Source organism: Providencia zhijiangensis (assembly GCF_030315915.2).
In the GTDB taxonomy this organism is placed as follows: Bacteria; Pseudomonadota; Gammaproteobacteria; order Enterobacterales; family Enterobacteriaceae; genus Providencia; species Providencia zhijiangensis.
Genome location: NZ_CP135990.1, coordinates 2,663,869 through 2,681,095 on the forward strand (window position 1 = coordinate 2,663,869; position 17,227 = coordinate 2,681,095).

Sequence of the window (17,227 nt, forward strand, 5' to 3'; positions counted from 1 at the left end):
TGTTAATTCATTCACAAGAAAGTAACATTCTTCTGCTAACTTAACCCATTAACAAACTTTATAGGGCAATTTTTAAGCTTGAAACATCATAATCCATTATAAACATCCATTAAGACCCTACTTTTTATAATCCATTTCATAACTGAAAGCACCCTAATTAGTGCCTTTTTTCATCCCTTATCACAAATTATATTTAATAACTCATTTTTACTTATCTGACTAATTGATAAGGCAAATCATTGCGATTGGTTTAAAGTTTTTTAACGAATTTAATGGGGTTTATTGGTCTTTTTATTTCAACCAGATTACTGAAGGGAAGCAATAAAAAAGAGCCTATGAAAATCTAGGCTCTTCAATTGAAACTTAAATTATTTCACATAATTGGCTGATAAATAAAAACTTAGGATCCCACATATTTTCCAGTCTCATCTTTCCACAAAATAGCTGGCATTTCATAAAAATACATATTCAAATCATCATCATCTTCTTCCTCTGAATTTTCAGGCCAGTGAACTTCAAGGTAATTAACAATTTCTTGGCTATTAGCATTCCAGTATGAAATATTTTTACCTAATGGATCATCAGGAGAACAAAATTTAATTACTTGATCATCTAATAACTTTTTTATCACATAGAAAAAGATATTTTTATGTTCACAAAAAGATTTATTTGGATTCCAACCAACTATGGAACCAAATAACCCTGATAGCCATAGCCCTTTTGCATCATCAATAATTTCATCAAAATGTAAAATTTTTTCCATTATAGGCTCACTTTAAAAATTTTATTTCTACAGGTGCAGTATCTTTAGCAATACCCCTAGGAATATCAATCGTCCAAGCTTTTCCTGTTTCTCTAGCAGAATTCGAAAAATCACGTAAGTTGAAGCTCCCATTTGGTGTTTTAACAGTATAAATATTTCCTTTTCCTGGAACTACTCTTACTTCGGGCAAAGCTTTATTACCTGTTAACTCAACAAAATACTGCTTAATTTCTACTTCTGATACCCCACTAAAAATCTTTGCGTTACCTTTGTTTGGGATTTCAATCAAAGATCTATTCCCTATTTGAATACCAGCTCTACTGCTATCATATTCAAACAATTCTTTAATTTCATTTATTCTATTGGATGTATGAGTTTCTTGTTGGTTAAACCTCTCGTCATCTGGTTCAAAGCCATTAGGAGTGCCACTTACGCTACCACCTGAGATTCCTAATGCTTCTTTTTCTTCTGCCGTTAAATCGTTCCCAAGATTGGGATTTTTAGCTTCCTTATCCAAATCCGATGCACAAGCAAATCCAAAGGAACATTCAAATGTTTCTGCTAATTTATCACCAACCGCATTCAGTTTATTTTCAACTGCTTGAGCTAAACTTGCATCTATTCTTGTTTTTTCATCAAGCGTGGAGCTTCCGCTGTTTGCTGGGATTATCGGTGTTGGGATTATTAAAATACTGCTTTTTTCAATGCTAATTTTAATATTTCTTAATTCACTTTCATTAGACTGAATTTCTTTTGTTAATCTAGTATGTCTTTCCTGAGTTGCTAGCAGATAATTTCTTGCTGAAAATTCTACATTTTTTTCAATAGCATCATAAAAAGGTTGAGGATCAAAAAAATTTAATTTTGGTATATCTACAGGGCTATCACCAAAATCATCCGAAAGTAAGCGATCTCTATCTTGTATTGAACTAAATTTAACATTTGCAGTGATATTAAGTTCTGGTGATTTAAAAACCCATTGATAATTACATGGGTATTTTCCCGGATCAGTCAAAAACTTCCATTCATAACTTTTTTCTAAATTATTCTTTTCTTCTCTTAGTGCTTTTATTTTATTTAAAACCTCCTGATGATTTAATGTTAATTTCTCTTGAAGTGATGGTTCTTGTGATGATGGTAATGGCTTGTTTACTGTATCTTCTGATACTATATTTTCTCGATTTACATCTCTATCCCTGGATATTTCTGGCTTATAATTATCATTTTCCATAAGCCTTGTGACAGTTTTTAAATGGTCATATTGCTCATTCATACTATTATTAGCAGAAATATAATCACCATTAAAAAAATCATCATTTGTCACATCAGTGAAATTAAAAGGAACTGGATTAGCATAAACAGTCATTGTGTCCATGTAGAGCATAATTAACATCCTTGTTGTTATTTAAAAAACAGCAAAGAAATTAAATTTAAAAATTTTTATAGTCAACTAAGTGTAAATATTGAAATTATAGCAATTATAATATTTATATAATTAAGAAAATAAGTTAGCACTGCTTTATTAATTAAATAAAAAAGACCAAAACATTTCTGCTTTGGTCTTCAATTCGCTTAATTCTTGCTAAAAAAGAAAATTATTTTTTCTTTTTCGCTTTAGCGTTTGGTAAGTCAGTGATGCTACCTTCGTAGATCTCTGCTGCCATACCAATTGATTCGTACAGAGTTGGGTGAGCATGGATAGTTAATGCTAAATCTTCAGCATCACAACCCATTTCGATTGCCAGGCCGATTTCGCCCAGTAATTCACCACCGTTAACACCAACAACCGCACCACCGATAATACGGTTAGATTGCTTGTCGAAAATCAGCTTAGTCATACCTTCAGAGCAGTCAGATGCAATTGCGCGACCTGATGCAGCCCACGGGAATGTTGCTGTTTCGTAGCTGATGTTTTTCTCTTTCGCTTCTTTCTCAGTTAAACCAACCCATGCAACTTCTGGCTCAGTATAAGCAATTGATGGAATCACTTTAGGATCGAAGTAGTGTTTCAGACCAGAGATAACTTCTGCTGCAACGTGACCTTCGTGAACACCTTTGTGGGCCAGCATTGGTTGACCAACAATGTCACCGATAGCAAAGATGTGTGGTACGTTAGTACGCATTTGTTTATCAACATGGATGAAACCACGATCATCAACTTCAACGCCAGCTTTACCTGCGTCTAAGTTCTTACCGTTAGGTACGCGACCGATAGCCACTAACACAGCGTCATAACGTTGTGGTTCAGCTGGCGCTTTTTTACCTTCCATTGAAACGTAGATACCATCTTCTTTCGCTTCAACAGCAGTCACTTTAGTTTCTAACAGTAAGTTGAATTTCTTGCTGATTTGCTTAGTGAATACTTTAACCACGTCTTTATCCGCAGCAGGGATAACTTGGTCAAACATTTCAACCACATCAATTTGTGAACCCAGTGCATGGTATACAGTACCCATCTCAAGACCGATGATACCGCCACCCATTACCAGCAGACGCTCTGGAACTTCTTGCAGTTCTAATGCATCTGTTGAATCCCAAATACGTGGATCTTCATGAGGAATAAATGGTAACTGAATTGGACGTGAACCCGCAGCAATGATCGCATTATCAAAGTTGATAGTGGTGCTGCCGTTTTCGCCTTCAACAACCAGTGTATTCGCGCCAGTAAATTTACCCAGACCGTTAACTACGTTAACTTTACGGCCTTTCGCCATACCCGCTAAGCCGCCAGTCAGTTGGGTGATAACTTTCTCTTTCCACAGACGCACTTTGGAAATGTCAGTTTTTGGCTCGCCAAATACGATACCGTGTTCAGCTAATGCTTTAGCTTCTTCGATAACTTTAGCAACGTGCAGTAATGCTTTAGAAGGGATACAACCAACGTTTAAACAAACTCCACCAAGAGTTGAGTAACGTTCTACCAAAACAGTTTCTAAACCTAAGTCAGCGCAACGGAATGCCGCAGAATAACCTGCTGGGCCTGCACCAAGCACAACGACTTGGGCTTTAATTTCAGTACTCATCATGACCTCTTTTTGTTTTGTCCAGCGGGGCCGCCGAATAAACGAATTTTCCACTGGTAAAGTACACACCGCAAGCAGTTTACAGAATTGTTAACATCCTGAAAAGGCTGAATACGTGACGTAACTCCCAACCTTTCGTTGCAACAGCGAAAAACTCTGCCCCAGCCTAAATAAAACAGACCGGTCAATTGACCGGTCTTATTAGTTACATTACCAGACGGCGAATATCGCTCATCAGTTGTCCAACTAAAGTGATGAAGCGCGCGCCATCAGCGCCATCAATCACACGGTGGTCAAATGACAGAGACATTGGCAGGATCAAGCGTGGAACGAACTCACTACCATTCCAAACTGGTTTGATAGAAGAGCGAGACAGACCCATAATTGCCACTTCTGGCGCATTCACAATTGGTGCAAAACCGGTAGTCCCGATACCACCTAAGCTAGAGATAGTGAAGCAACCACCTTGCATGTCTGCTGCAGTCAGTTTACCTGCTCGCGCTTTCTTAGACACTTCACCCAGCTCACGAGATAACTCCATAATGCCTTTTTTGTTCACGTCTTTGAAAACAGGAACAACTAAGCCATTTGGCGTATCTACAGCGATACCGATGTTGATATATTTTTTCAGGAACAGACGCTGTGCATCTTCTGAAATAGAGCTGTTGAAGCGTGGCATTTCTTCCAGAGCACGAGCAACCGCTTTCATCACGAAGACCAGTGGAGTGATTTTCACATCCAGCTTTTTCTTCTCGGCTTCTTTGTTCTGCTGCTTACGGAACTCTTCAACTTCAGTGGTATCCACTTCTTCCATAAGAGTTACGTGCGGGATCATGACCCAGTTACGGCTCAGGTTAGCGCCAGAAATTTTCTGGATACGACCCAGCTCAACTTCTTCAACTTCACCAAATTTGCTGTAATCAACTTTCGGCCATGGAAGCATACCCGGTAAACCACCGCCAGCTGCTGCTGGTGCTTCTGCACGTTTGATTGCATCTTTAACGTAAGCTTGAACGTCTTCACGTAAGATACGGCCTTTACGACCTGTACCTTTCACTTTCGCTAAGTTCACACCAAATTCGCGAGCTAAACGGCGAATAACTGGTGTTGCATGAATATACGCATCGTTCTCAACAAATTCATTTTTGCTATCAGCAGTTTTAGCTGGAGCAGAAGCTACTGGCGCAGCTGCTGGAGCTGCAACTGGTGCTGAAGCCGGAGCTGCAGTAGGAGCTGGCGCTGCACCCGCAACTTCGAAAGTCATAATCAGGGAACCAGTTTTGACTTTATCGCCAGTCGCAATCTTGATCTCTTTAACTGTACCTGCGAATGGTGCTGGTACTTCCATTGATGCTTTGTCGCCTTCAACGGTGATTAAAGATTGCTCAGCTGTTACGGTGTCGCCAACTTTGACCATAACTTCGGTAACTTCAACTTCATCACCACCGATATCTGGTACGTTAACGTCTTTGATTGCCGCTGCGGCTGGTGCTGCTACCGGTGCTGCTGGAGCAGAAACCGCTGCTGCAGGCGCTGCGCCCGCAACTTCGAATACCATGATCAGCGAGCCAGTTTTCACTTTATCGCCAGTCGCAATTTTGATCTCTTTAACTGTACCTGCAAATGGTGCTGGCACTTCCATTGACGCTTTATCGCCTTCAACGGTAATCAGAGATTGCTCAGCCGTGATTGCATCACCCACTTTAACCATGATCTCAGTGACTTCAACTTCATCACCACCGATGTCTGGTACAGCAACTTCTTTCAGTGCTGCAGCCGCAGGAGCAGCTGGTGCCGCCACTGGAGCAGCTGGTGCTGCTGGCGCAGATGCGCCTTCTGCTGAATCAAAAATCATGATTAATTTACCGGTAGTAACTTTGTCACCAACAGCAATTTTAATCTCTTTAACCACACCCGCTTGTGGAGATGGGACTTCCATAGACGCTTTATCACCTTCAACAGTGATGAGCGATTGCTCAGCTTCTACTTTATCACCAACTTTTACCATGACTTCGGTGACTTCAACTTCATCAGCACCGATATCTGGCACTTGGATTTCAATAGACATTGATTATTACCTCTTATGCCAAACGTGGGTTAACTTTATCTGGGTTGATGTTGTATTTTTTAATCGCTTCTTCAACGACTTTAACATCAATCTCACCACGTTTAGCCAATTCACCTAACGCTGCAACGATGACATACGTTGTATCCACTTCGAAGTGGTGACGCAGGTTCTCACGGCTGTCAGAACGACCGAAACCGTCAGTACCTAATACACGGTACTCAATTGCTGGAACATAAGTACGGATTTGTTCAGCGAACAATTTCATGTAATCAGTCGATGCAACAGCTGGCGCATCATTCATAACTTGCGCGACATAAGGTACACGTGGCGTTGCTGATGGGTGCAGCATGTTCCAACGCTCACAGTCTTGACCATCACGAGCCAATTCAGTGAATGAGGTTACGCTGTATACGTCAGAACCAATTCCATATTCCGCAGCCAAGATATCGGCAGCTTCACGAACGTGGCGCATCATAGAACCTGAACCTAATAACTGCACTTTGCCTTTCTTGCCTTCGACTGAAGCCAGTTTATAGATACCTTTACGGATACCGTCTTCAACGCCTTCTGGCATTGCGTGCATGTGATAGTTCTCGTTCAGAGTCGTGATGTAGTAGTACACGTTCTCTTGTTTCTCACCATACATACGCTCTAAACCGTCTTGCATGATAACCGCAACTTCGTAAGCGTAAGCTGGGTCATAAGAAATACAGTTAGGGATAGTCAGTGATTGAATATGGCTATGACCATCTTCGTGCTGTAAGCCTTCACCGTTCAGTGTTGTACGACCAGAAGTACCACCGATCAGGAAGCCACGAGCTTGTTGGTCACCTGCTGCCCACATTAAGTCACCAATACGTTGGAAACCAAACATAGAGTAGTAGATATAGAATGGGATCATCGGCAGGTTGTTGGTGCTGTATGATGTTGCAGCAGCTAACCATGAAGAGCCCGCACCCAGTTCGTTGATACCTTCTTGCAGGATCTGACCTTTAGAGTCTTCTTTATAGTAAGCAACTTGCTCACGATCTTGCGGAGTATATTGTTGACCTTTCGGGCTATAGATACCAATTTGACGGAACAGACCTTCCATACCGAAAGTACGTGCTTCGTCAGCGATGATTGGAACTAAACGCTCTTTGATCGAGTTGTTTTTCAACATGACATTCAGTGCGCGGACGAATGCGATTGTTGTTGAAATCTCTTTAGATTGTTCTTCCAGTAATTGACTGAAATCTGACAGAGCTGGAATTTCCAGTTTTTCATCAAATTTAGCGCGACGAGCTGGTAAGTAACCACCCAGAGCTTGGCGACGTTCGTGCAGATATTTGTATTCTTCAGAATCTTTATCGAAAGTAATTAATGGCAGTTTTTCGATTTGATCATCAGCAACTGGTACATTGAACTGATCACGGAAGTGGCGAACGCCGTCCATGTTCATTTTCTTAACTTGGTGAGCAATGTTTTTACCTTCTGCTGTTTCACCCATACCATAGCCTTTGATGGTTTGAGCTAAAATAACAGTTGGTTTGCCTTTGGTTTCTTGCGCTTTTTTGAATGCTGCATACACTTTCTTCGGATCGTGACCACCACGGTTCAGCGCCCAAATTTCGTCATCAGTCATATCTTTCACTAATGCAGCCGTTTCTGGGTAACGGTTGAAGAAGTGTTCACGCACATATGCACCATCGCGTGATTTAAATGTTTGATAGTCACCGTCAAGGGTTTCGTTCATCAATTGAACCAGTTTGCCGGTTGTATCTTTACGCAGCAGTTCGTCCCAACGGTCACCCCACATAACTTTGATAACTTGCCAGCCAGCACCACTGAAGATACCTTCTAATTCGTTAACGATTTTGCCGTTACCTGTTACTGGGCCATCAAGACGTTGCAGGTTACAGTTAATAACGAAGACTAAGTTATCTAACTTATCGCGAGTTGCGATAGTAATTGCACCTTTAGATTCTGGCTCATCCATCTCACCATCACCTAAGAACGCATAAACACGCTGTGCTGAAGTATCTTTCAGACCGCGGTTATCCAAATATTTTAAGAACTTAGCTTGGTAGATAGCATTGATTGGACCCAGCCCCATCGATACAGTTGGGAACTGCCAGAAATCAGGCATTAATTTAGGATGCGGATAAGAAGACAGACCGTTCCCACCAATTTCTTGACGGAAGTTATTCATCTGCTCTTCAGTTAAGCGACCTTCTAAGAATGCACGCGCATAGATACCAGGGGAGATATGGCCTTGGAAGAAGACTAAATCACCACCGTCATTATTGTTATGAGCACGGAAGAAGTGGTTGAAGCAAACTTCATATAAAGTTGCGGAAGACTGGAATGATGCCATATGACCACCCAGTTCTAAATCCTTTTTAGATGCACGCAGAACGGTCATTACAGCGTTCCAGCGAATTGCAGAACGGATACGGCGTTCTAAATCCATGTTACCAGGGTATGCAGGTTCATCTTCAACAGCAATTGTGTTGATATAATCAGAACTACCAGATGCACCAGCGGCAATGTTAACACCGCCTTTACGTGCTTCGCTTAATACCTGTTCGATAATAAACTGTGCACGATCAACACCTTCTTCACGGATGACCGATTCAATCGCCTGTAGCCAGTCGCGAGTTTCAATCGGATCCACGTCATTTTTTAACATATCTGACATGGTGTATTCCTTATCTGTTATCTATTTTATATGGTTATGTGGAGCCTATCTTCCTGCCATTTTCTTCATGTTAATGAAAACAGCGGGAAGATAGGCCCTGATGTAGTTGCCGCTTTATCTCTAACTAAGAGTACTCACAGTAATGTAGACGCAGCAGTCAGGATCTACACTACCAATTTTAAATCTGGTCTAGATCTGGATGTTGCTGTAAGCGACGTAGTGAACGCTCTCGGCGAGTCTGCTCACGTCCAATGTCCAGCAGCAAATCTTCAATAAAAGCAAGATGTCGATGAGACGCTTCTCTCGCTTTTTCAGGTTCCCTTGCGACAATAGCGGAAAAAATCTGTTCTCTATGCTCGCTTACTGCGTTGTACATCTCTTTACGGGTATATAGGAACTCAAAATTCTGGCGGATATTTTGCTCTAACATAGGGATCATGCAACGTAGCAAATGTAACAGCACTACATTATGAGCAGCTTCCGTTACAATCAGTTGATACTGTAATACCGCATCTGATTCCGCGTTAAGATCACCACTTTTCTGAGCTGATTTAATCAACTCATAGCTTTGGCGAATACGCTCTAAATCTTCTTCCGTACCACGTAATGCCGCATAGTAAGCAGCGATGCCTTCTAATGCATGACGCGTTTCAAGAAGATCTAATTGAGATTCTGGGTTACCAGCAAGTAATTCGGTCAATGGGTCACTAAAACTTTGCCACATCTGTTTTTGTACAAATGTGCCACCACCTTGACGACGAGATAGAAGACCTTTAGCTTCTAAGGTTTGAATAGCTTCACGCACTGATGGTCTTGAGACATCAAATTGCTTAGCAAGTTCACGTTCAGGAGGCAGCTTTTCGCCGGGGCGTAAAGTCCCCTCGAATATGAGATGCTCAAGCCGTTGCTCGATTACATCTGATAACTTTGGTTGGCGAATTTTACCGTAAGTCATAATCTGCCATTTTCATAGTGAGTAATTATTGATTATCTAGTACCCAGTGTTAATTGGTCATACCAATTATTTTATGGCTTAATAAAGTAACAAAGTATTCACTATCTGTCCATAAAGACCTTGAGCTAAATCATAAAATCCTGCAAGTTTTAACGGTTTATTTTAAAAAAAGCATTAATTAATAACCAAGCCTTGATTAAACAACACACAAATTTAACAAAAAATATGACTTTTTATGCCACTGAAATTAAAACTGAACCGTTACAGCTTACCAATTATTGCATGCATAATCACAAGATATGAATAAAAACTCAAGGAGTAAACATTGCGCATATTTTTATAAAAAAACGCCATGACCATAGTTAATGATTTGTTAAATTCATGGTTAGCAAAAATATACTTACGTAATTAATCATATGAAAACTGCATACCAATGGTAAAAAGTATCCCGTAAATATTCAGTACAATTCAATAATCATTAATGTGTGTTCAAAAGACTATGATATCTATGTAGTCATTCCTTTTTAGGGGGAAGACTTAAAATCTATCGACCTCCCCCTTATCTTTGTAACCTCACGGTATAGCTTAAATCAGCTTAGACTAGCTTTTAGGTTCAATAAATCGCATTGAGAGGTCTAAAGCCTGAATATGTTTCGTCAATGCGCCTACTGAAATGAAATCAATGCCTGTCAGAGCAAACTCTCTGATTGTTTTATCTGTCACATTTCCTGATACTTCTAAAGCGGCTTTACCATCCGTGAGAACAACGGCATCTTTCATCATGTCAGTCGTAAAGTTATCAAGCATAATAATATCCGCTTGAGCTTTAAGAGCCTGTAATAGCTCATCTAGATTTTCGACTTCTACTTCAATAGGAACATCCGAATGAGCTTGGCGAGCAAGCGATACCGCTTGGGAAACAGAGCCCGCTGAAATAATATGATTTTCCTTGATTAAATAAGCATCAGACAAACCTAATCGGTGGTTATACCCGCCGCCCATGAGCACTGCATACTTTAATGCGCTCCGCAAACCAGGGATAGTTTTACGAGTGTCTAATAATTTAGTTCGAGTACCCTCAAGAAAGGCAACATACTTTGCTGTCACTGTAGAAACTGAAGATAGCGTTTGTACAAAATTCAACGCCGCTCTTTCCCCAGTGAGTAGAATCTGAGAAGGCCCTTGCATCTCACATAATACTTGGTCTGGTGAAACCTTATCGCCGTCTTGAACCTTCCAATCCACTTTAACTTTATTACCTAGTTGGTAAAAAACCTCCTCTAGCCATTTTTGCCCACAAAACACGCCTTCTTCACGGGTAATAATTCGAGCTGTGGCTTGGGCCTCTTCATTTAATAACTGCCCTGTAATATCCCTTTTATAATCAATGACCTGTCCGAGATCTTCTTTTAAAGCAACACTGACCATAAAAGGAATGTCGGTAATCAATCTTGCCATTAACAATTTACGTCTTTCTTGTTCATCATAGCGTCGTGTAGTCATTATTTACTCCAAAATATGCACCCGTACGGATCTCAATTATGCTAATCTTTCTTAATTACGGGTACTTACAAAAAGAAAAGAGCATACTATGGATACTGATATGAAAATACATGATGGTTGGTTAAATAATGTGACTCATATCCCTTCCCCACATCATGATGACCGCCCTGAGGGCGAAGAACCTTCACTTCTTGTCATTCACAATATCAGCCTTCCACCAGGACAGTTTGGTGGTTCTTATATTAACCAACTATTTACTGGCACTTTAAATCCCGAAGAACACCCTTTTTTCGATGAAATTAAACATCTACGTGTTTCAGCTCATTGCCTCATCCGTCGGGATGGCGAAATTATTCAATATGTTCCTTTCAACAAGCGTGCATGGCATGCAGGGCAATCTAATTATCAAGGGCGAGAAAAATGTAACGACTTCTCTATTGGCATCGAGTTAGAAGGTACGGATTATGAAGCCTTCACTGAAGCTCAATATATAACTTTAGCCAAGCTCACTAAGTTACTGATAACTGAATTCCCGCAGATCGAACAGAATATTACAGGTCATAGCGATATTGCTCCCCATCGAAAAACTGACCCAGGCCCTTACTTTGATTGGCGGCACTATAAAAACGCACTCTAAGCTTTCCCAATTAATAATTTTTACGAATTATCCGCCTATTATCTTAGCTAATGAGGGTAACCGCCCCCATTAGCCCCTCTTCCTGATATGCCTCTATTTATATCAGTCTGAAAAACTCATTTTTATTAGAAAAAATATTCTTGGTATATTTTTGCGAGAACGCTCGAAATAAAATGAGACAACTCACCGTTTGCAAGAACATTTTACAAAGCCACTCGTAACCTGAATTTTCAATTCGTATTTTCACTAAAAAACTCTTTTATGATGCAGCCTCACACTATCAAGGAGGTTTTATTTATGGATCAGAAGGGATTTTCTTTAGTCGAAATCATGGTTGTTATTGCAATTATCTCAATACTCAGCGCCGTCGCTATACCGGGTTATCAAAGCTATATGCAAAGAGCCGCAATGACTGATGTACTACAAACGATCTTGCCTTATAAAAACAGTGTGGAACTGTGCAGCTTTAACCAAGGCCTTTTAGCCAAATGTAATTCAGGAAAAGAAGATATACCGAGCAATATAAAAGGAAAATATCTAAAACAGATTGATGCGAAAGCAGGCGTCATTACCTTTGTTGGTGACAAAACATTAACAGGTCTTACGGGTATTTTGACACCCACTAACTCAACAGCCACATCACCATTTTCATGGAGTATCAGTTGCCAAGCTGATACTAATGCAGATCTAAAAAAACTTTGTGAAAAAACACTGAGCTTCTAATTAAGGGATTAACATGCGGACATCTAAGGAAAGCCATTATATTTTCAAAGAACTCAAAGTGCTTTGTGACAAAAACTATATCGTGATTATCGATTACAACGAAAAAAGGTTATCCATCGCCACGATAGAAAAACCCAATGACAATTTATTATCCACATTACGTTTTATTGCCAGCGTTCCTGTTTGTTATGAAATATGGCCTAAAGAAAAAATTGATCATTATTTCAATCGCCATGTTTTAGAAATCAATGAAGATGAAAATAATTATCAGGCTAACACTATTGAACCTATCAACGTGGCATCTCCTGCCGTTGATTTTGTCGATGATTTATTAAAGATGGCAGTAAGAAAGCGTGCATCTGATATTCACCTTGAACCAACCAAACATAACCTAAAAATTCGCCTTAGAGTGGATGGAAAACTCTACGTTATCCCTTCACCACCCCATGAAATAAACAGTGAGGTTATTGCCCGAATAAAAATATTATCAAAAATGAATATTGCGGAAAAAAGAATACCACAGGATGGACAAATGAATTGGAGCTTTGAGCGAAAGAACTTTAGCATCCGTCTTTCCAGCATGCCCACACTTCATGGCGAGAAATTAGTTCTGAGATTATTAAATACTCAGCTAAAATACTCTCTTGAACAAATTGGGATGTGCCCGACTTTATTACCCCTATTAAAAAACACATTAAAAAAACCGCAAGGATTGATTCTCGTGACGGGCCCCACTGGTAGCGGGAAAACTGTCACACTTTATAGTGCACTGGAATACCTTAATCAAACATCAAGAAATATATCCACCATTGAAGACCCTATTGAGATCCCCCTTGGGGGGATCAACCAAACACAAGTACACGAAAAATATTCACTGACTTTTGCGTTTATTCTTCGTGCACTACTTCGGCAAGATCCTGATGTTATTATGATTGGTGAAATTAGAGACGAAGAAACTGCTCAAATAGCAGCTCGAGCAGCACAAACAGGGCACCTTGTTCTATCAACACTTCATACTAATTGTACTGTCAGTGCCATTACACGCATGGAGCAACTAGGCGTTGACAGAAATCAACTTCAATCTTGTTTAAAAATGGTTATCGCTCAGCGCTTAGTGAGAAAACTTTGCACATACTGTAAACAAGAAACGGTACATATTACTCCGATAAACTCAATGCAGAATATTAACGAATACCACTCTACAGGGTGTGAACACTGTTTTTCTGGGTTTATGGGGCGCACTGCAATTTATGAATACCTCGATCAAGCACAGCTCGATTTAATATTAAAAGACAATGGTAAATTAGCTGATAATTTCAAAAATCTATTTCAAGCAAGTCTTGAGCGAGTCGAAGCTGGAGAAACAACATTACAAGAAATTTATTCTGTTATCGGACAAGGAGAGTAAATTAATGTTTATCTATAATTACACCTCACTTGAAAATAATTCGTATATAACTGATAGCTTAGTGGCAAAAAATAAACAACAAGCTTTTTTAGATATAATTAAACGAGGACAAACGCCAATATCCATAAAGTTTAAATCTATATTTATATTGGACAAGGAAAATTTAAACTACAGAATTCATTTCTTCCATCAGCTAAATATACTATCTTCATCAGGAATCAGTTTATTAAAATGTTTTCAATTACTTCAACTTAATTGTCATTTACCCTTTTGGAAGAACCTCATTAATCAAGCAATCAATGATTTAGAAAAGGGTATTAGTTTTATTAAGAACTTAGAAAGTCACCCACGTATTTTTAATAGTACAATAATTAGCTTAATCGCAATCGCCGAAAAAACGGGAAAATATGATGAAAGCTTTTTGATCATCAAGAATATGCTTGAACATAATCAAAAAACATCAATCTTAATAAAAAAAGCCTTGCGTTACCCAGTTACCCTCGTAGGGTTCTCTGGCCTATTACTTATCATTATGCTGGTTTTTGTCATTCCGCAGTTTGTTGATATTTACGAAAGCTTTCAACAGGAATTACCATCCATAACTAAGGTAGTTATTATCATATCGGATACTCTGATTGAGAATTTTCAATGGCTACTATTAACACTGTCCACCACTATATTCTTATTTATTAAATATAGGTCATATGTATCCAGAAAACTGAGCCATTTAATGCAATATCTTCCTTATATCAATAACATCATCAGAGCCAAAAATTTGAACATCTACTTTTTAACATTATCTTCCACATTAAAATCAGGATTACCCCTCATTGAATGCCTTGATTGCTCAACTAAAACGATAGTGCATCATAAATACAAGGAAGAATGTCATGAAATTTATCACTCCGTTCTTAGAGGAGCTTCATTATCCGATGCAATGAAAAATACTCAGCTCTTTCCAAAATTAGTAGTTCAGTTAATTTCCTTGGCGGAAGAATCTGGCAAGCTAGAGTATTTTGCAGTATATTTATTTAAGTATTATTCAAGGCAATATAAGACCATTACGGAGCATCATCTTAAGAGCCTTGAACCTATATTACTCTTATTTATAGCTATCATTATCTGCCTAATAATGTTTGCTATGTATTTACCAATATTTAAATTAGGCTCAGTCATTTCTGGAATGTAGCTTAATTACATAAAGAAAACAGTTCAATTTAGAGAGTAAAAATAGATTGAAATCACACATATATCCATAACATGATAACTTGACTCAATTGTATACAGACAAATTAAAACTTTCAGTGTAACCTGACTTATTTCCCGTAAACTAATGAATCATTTATGTCTTATATCGTTGCCCTCACTGGGGGGATAGGAAGTGGTAAAACAACCGTTGCCAACGAATTTGCTAAACTAGGGGTTCCACTTGTTGATGCTGATGTCATCGCCCGCCAAGTTGTTGAACCTAATACCCCTGCATTGATCAGCATTCAACAGCACTTTGGTCAAGATGTGTTAAACCATGATGGCACTTTAAATAGAGGTTTCTTACGGACAGTTGTTTTTTCCGAACCTAAGGAAAAAGCGTGGCTAAATGCGCTGCTTCATCCTTTGATACAACAAGAAACGCAGACACAGCTTCAGCAGGCTAACTATCCTTATGTTTTATGGGTAATCCCCCTGCTTATTGAAAATAAAATTTCGCATTTAGCAGATCGTGTTCTTGTCGTTGATGTAACAAGAGAAGAACAAATAGAAAGAACGATTAGACGCGATGACACCAGCCTAGAGCATGTTATTAATATATTAAATGCTCAAGCATCTCGAGAAGAAAGGTTGTCATATGCTGACGATATCATCACTAATCATACAGATGATACTGAGCTGCCAAATAGAGTTGCAGAACTACACAAGCAATACCTAGCACTTGCAGCACAAAAAGAATAGGAATGAGCATGAGCGAAAAAATCGAAACAACTTTGGTTACTTATGAATATCCAATGAATGAAAAAATTCGTTCTTGGCTGCGGCTTGAAACATTATTAATGCAAATCTATGAACAGAGCCATATAACCTCCTACTCCTCTGGAATCGCCTTTTTCCGCTCTGTTTCTGAACTGATTGAAATATTGGATAGAGGTGAAGTTCGCTCAGACCTTATCAAAGAACTCGAAAGACAAAAAAGTAGGCTACTCAGTTGGGCTGATGCTCCAAATGTTGATAAAACATTAATCACCTCTCTTTTAAATGACCTAACACCGAAAATAAGCAGTTTAATGTCTGCGCCTCGATTTGGCCATCAACTACGCAATGATAAAATTATTAGCATGGTTCGCCAACGTCTCAGCATTCCCGGTGGATGCTGTAACTTTGATTTACCCACCCTTCAACTGTGGTTAAACATCCCTCAATCAGATAGAGATAATGAAATAAAAAGCTGGCTAAATAGTTTAGACCCTCTGCAAGATGCTTTAAAAACCGCGTTATTACTAATCCGCCAGAATGGCAGTTTTGAACCAGCCGAATCTCACAATGGTTTTTTCCAAGGTAATGTCGAAGGAAAAGAGCTTTTACGTATTAAATTATCACCAGAGCATTTGATATACCCTCAAATTTCAGGGCATAAAACGCGTTTTGCCTTACGTTTTCTTCATATCGATAGTGAGAATGGTATACTCCCAGACGTAATTCATTTTCAGTTAGCCTGTTGTTAGTTTGAGAGTCGATGTATGAATGAAATTATTGAAGTCAATTGTCCGACTTGCCAAAAAGTCGTGACTTGGAATGAATCCAGTCCTTTTCGTCCATTTTGCAGTAAGAGATGTCAATTGATTGATCTAGGCGAGTGGGCCGCCGAAGAAAAACGCATAGAAAGCCAAGGTGATATTTCCGATAGCGATAATTGGAGTGAAGCACCCGAGCATTAATTTCACTTTATCTGTGTTGATAATGAAAATAGCCAAATCTCTACATTAGGCTATTTTCATTCTTCATTACTGACGACTGGTTGTTACGCGTCCTTAATCAGCATATCAACAATCACGCGATTAGCAGGTGGAAACTCTTCAGCAATTAAGCTTTGCTGCTCAATCCAACGTGATTTTTGCCCTTCTTTTCCATAAGGGTCATTTTTCCAGCCTGAAACCATAAAGAAATAGAGCGTAATAAATCTATCGTCAAATTCATGATCAACTTGATGGAATAGATCACAGTCAGTCACCGCAATACCCACTTCTTCTTCCAATTCACGGATCAGTGCGTCCTTCGGGTCTTCCCCCTTTTCTAGCTTCCCACCAGGAAATTCCCAAAACCCAGCCATGTGAGTACCTTCTGGTCGCTGAGTAATAAAAATATGTTGCTGAGCATTACGAATGATCCCAGCGGCAATATGCAGATGTTTTTTTTCCATAATTTCTTCATTAAAAAGGCGGGTTTCCCCGCCTTTATTGATTATTTACTGAATT

The 17,227-nt window shown here is 39.3% G+C and carries 15 protein-coding genes; 7 read left to right on the plus strand and 8 right to left on the minus strand.

Going from position 1 to position 17,227, the window contains the following annotated elements; translation table 11 throughout:
- Positions 1–400: 400 nt before the first annotated feature.
- The 7 genes from QS795_RS12260 to nadC form a co-directional block, all read right to left on the minus strand.
- A complete protein-coding gene (locus QS795_RS12260) occupies positions 401–763 on the minus strand; it encodes a hypothetical protein (protein ID WP_286269084.1) in 363 nt (120 codons plus the stop codon).
- A 7-nt stretch (positions 764–770) separates the two neighbouring features.
- Entirely contained in the window at positions 771–2,147 is a 1,377-nt protein-coding gene (locus QS795_RS12265; protein WP_318626514.1) for an adhesin, read from the minus strand.
- A gap of 211 nt (positions 2,148–2,358) precedes the next feature.
- Positions 2,359–3,786: a dihydrolipoyl dehydrogenase gene (gene lpdA / locus QS795_RS12270; protein WP_036951171.1), complete on the minus strand. Its 1,428-nt coding sequence runs from the start codon at positions 3,784–3,786 to the stop codon at positions 2,359–2,361.
- Positions 3,787–3,991: 205 nt separating this feature from the next.
- Entirely contained in the window at positions 3,992–5,854 is a 1,863-nt protein-coding gene (gene aceF / locus QS795_RS12275) for a pyruvate dehydrogenase complex dihydrolipoyllysine-residue acetyltransferase (protein WP_286269088.1), read from the minus strand.
- Between the two features lie 13 nt (positions 5,855–5,867).
- Positions 5,868–8,534: a pyruvate dehydrogenase (acetyl-transferring), homodimeric type gene (gene aceE, locus QS795_RS12280; protein WP_286269090.1), complete on the minus strand. Its 2,667-nt coding sequence runs from the start codon at positions 8,532–8,534 to the stop codon at positions 5,868–5,870.
- A gap of 178 nt (positions 8,535–8,712) precedes the next feature.
- The gene (pdhR, locus tag QS795_RS12285; RefSeq protein WP_154602546.1) at positions 8,713–9,489 is read right to left on the minus strand and encodes a pyruvate dehydrogenase complex transcriptional repressor PdhR; all 777 of its coding nucleotides are present in this window, start codon (positions 9,487–9,489) and stop codon (positions 8,713–8,715) included.
- Between the two features lie 600 nt (positions 9,490–10,089).
- Positions 10,090–10,992 carry a carboxylating nicotinate-nucleotide diphosphorylase gene (nadC, locus tag QS795_RS12290; protein WP_286269093.1) on the minus strand — a complete coding sequence of 301 codons (903 nt, stop codon included), beginning with the start codon at positions 10,990–10,992 and terminating at the stop codon, positions 10,090–10,092.
- Positions 10,993–11,092: 100 nt separating this feature from the next.
- On the opposite strand from nadC, the gene ampD reads away from it, so the two are divergent.
- The 7 genes from ampD to yacG all read left to right on the plus strand — a co-directional run bounded on the left by ampD (position 11,093) and on the right by yacG (position 16,690).
- Positions 11,093–11,629: a 1,6-anhydro-N-acetylmuramyl-L-alanine amidase AmpD gene (gene ampD, locus QS795_RS12295; RefSeq protein ID WP_286269095.1), complete on the plus strand. Its 537-nt coding sequence runs from the start codon at positions 11,093–11,095 to the stop codon at positions 11,627–11,629.
- 297 nt (positions 11,630–11,926) lie between these two features.
- Complete coding sequence (gene ppdD, locus QS795_RS12300; protein ID WP_154638124.1) at positions 11,927–12,352, plus strand: prepilin peptidase-dependent pilin; 426 nt, start codon at positions 11,927–11,929, stop codon at positions 12,350–12,352.
- A gap of 13 nt (positions 12,353–12,365) precedes the next feature.
- Entirely contained in the window at positions 12,366–13,760 is a 1,395-nt protein-coding gene (locus QS795_RS12305; protein WP_286269098.1) for a GspE/PulE family protein, read from the plus strand.
- Between the two features lie 4 nt (positions 13,761–13,764).
- Positions 13,765–14,949, plus strand: coding sequence for a type II secretion system F family protein (locus QS795_RS12310; protein ID WP_286269100.1), 1,185 nt, complete (start codon positions 13,765–13,767; stop codon positions 14,947–14,949).
- A 155-nt stretch (positions 14,950–15,104) separates the two neighbouring features.
- Positions 15,105–15,710, plus strand: coding sequence for a dephospho-CoA kinase (coaE, locus tag QS795_RS12315; RefSeq protein ID WP_154638121.1), 606 nt, complete (start codon positions 15,105–15,107; stop codon positions 15,708–15,710).
- An 8-nt stretch (positions 15,711–15,718) separates the two neighbouring features.
- The gene (gene zapD / locus QS795_RS12320) at positions 15,719–16,477 is read left to right on the plus strand and encodes a cell division protein ZapD (RefSeq protein ID WP_154602539.1); all 759 of its coding nucleotides are present in this window, start codon (positions 15,719–15,721) and stop codon (positions 16,475–16,477) included.
- Positions 16,478–16,492: 15 nt separating this feature from the next.
- Positions 16,493–16,690 (plus strand): DNA gyrase inhibitor YacG, encoded by a 198-nt coding sequence (gene yacG, locus QS795_RS12325; protein WP_132495795.1) that lies wholly within the window; start codon positions 16,493–16,495, stop codon positions 16,688–16,690.
- Between the two features lie 83 nt (positions 16,691–16,773).
- Here the strand turns inward: yacG and mutT are convergent, their stop codons facing one another.
- Positions 16,774–17,172, minus strand: a complete 399-nt coding sequence (gene mutT, locus QS795_RS12330; protein ID WP_154602538.1) for an 8-oxo-dGTP diphosphatase MutT — start codon at positions 17,170–17,172, stop codon at positions 16,774–16,776.
- Between the last annotated feature and the right edge of the window lie 55 nt (positions 17,173–17,227).

Bases quoted from the DNA above. Each gene is read 5' to 3' on its own strand.
- ppdD (WP_154638124.1), top strand. From the start codon at position 11,927: ATGGATCAGAAGGGATTTTCTTTAGTCGAAATCATGGTTGTTATTGCA.
- QS795_RS12265 (WP_318626514.1), bottom strand. From the start codon at position 2,147: ATGCTCTACATGGACACAATGACTGTTTATGCTAATCCAGTTCCTTTT.
- QS795_RS12260 (WP_286269084.1), bottom strand. From the start codon at position 763: ATGGAAAAAATTTTACATTTTGATGAAATTATTGATGATGCAAAAGGG.
- ampD (WP_286269095.1), top strand. From the start codon at position 11,093: ATGAAAATACATGATGGTTGGTTAAATAATGTGACTCATATCCCTTCC.
- mutT (WP_154602538.1), bottom strand. From the start codon at position 17,172: ATGGAAAAAAAACATCTGCATATTGCCGCTGGGATCATTCGTAATGCT.
- aceF (WP_286269088.1), bottom strand. From the start codon at position 5,854: ATGTCTATTGAAATCCAAGTGCCAGATATCGGTGCTGATGAAGTTGAA.
- nadC (WP_286269093.1), bottom strand. From the start codon at position 10,992: ATGACTACACGACGCTATGATGAACAAGAAAGACGTAAATTGTTAATG.
- pdhR (WP_154602546.1), bottom strand. From the start codon at position 9,489: ATGACTTACGGTAAAATTCGCCAACCAAAGTTATCAGATGTAATCGAG.
- zapD (WP_154602539.1), top strand. From the start codon at position 15,719: ATGAGCGAAAAAATCGAAACAACTTTGGTTACTTATGAATATCCAATG.
- yacG (WP_132495795.1), top strand. From the start codon at position 16,493: ATGAATGAAATTATTGAAGTCAATTGTCCGACTTGCCAAAAAGTCGTG.
- QS795_RS12305 (WP_286269098.1), top strand. From the start codon at position 12,366: ATGCGGACATCTAAGGAAAGCCATTATATTTTCAAAGAACTCAAAGTG.
- QS795_RS12310 (WP_286269100.1), top strand. From the start codon at position 13,765: ATGTTTATCTATAATTACACCTCACTTGAAAATAATTCGTATATAACT.
- lpdA (WP_036951171.1), bottom strand. From the start codon at position 3,786: ATGAGTACTGAAATTAAAGCCCAAGTCGTTGTGCTTGGTGCAGGCCCA.
- aceE (WP_286269090.1), bottom strand. From the start codon at position 8,534: ATGTCAGATATGTTAAAAAATGACGTGGATCCGATTGAAACTCGCGAC.
- coaE (WP_154638121.1), top strand. From the start codon at position 15,105: ATGTCTTATATCGTTGCCCTCACTGGGGGGATAGGAAGTGGTAAAACA.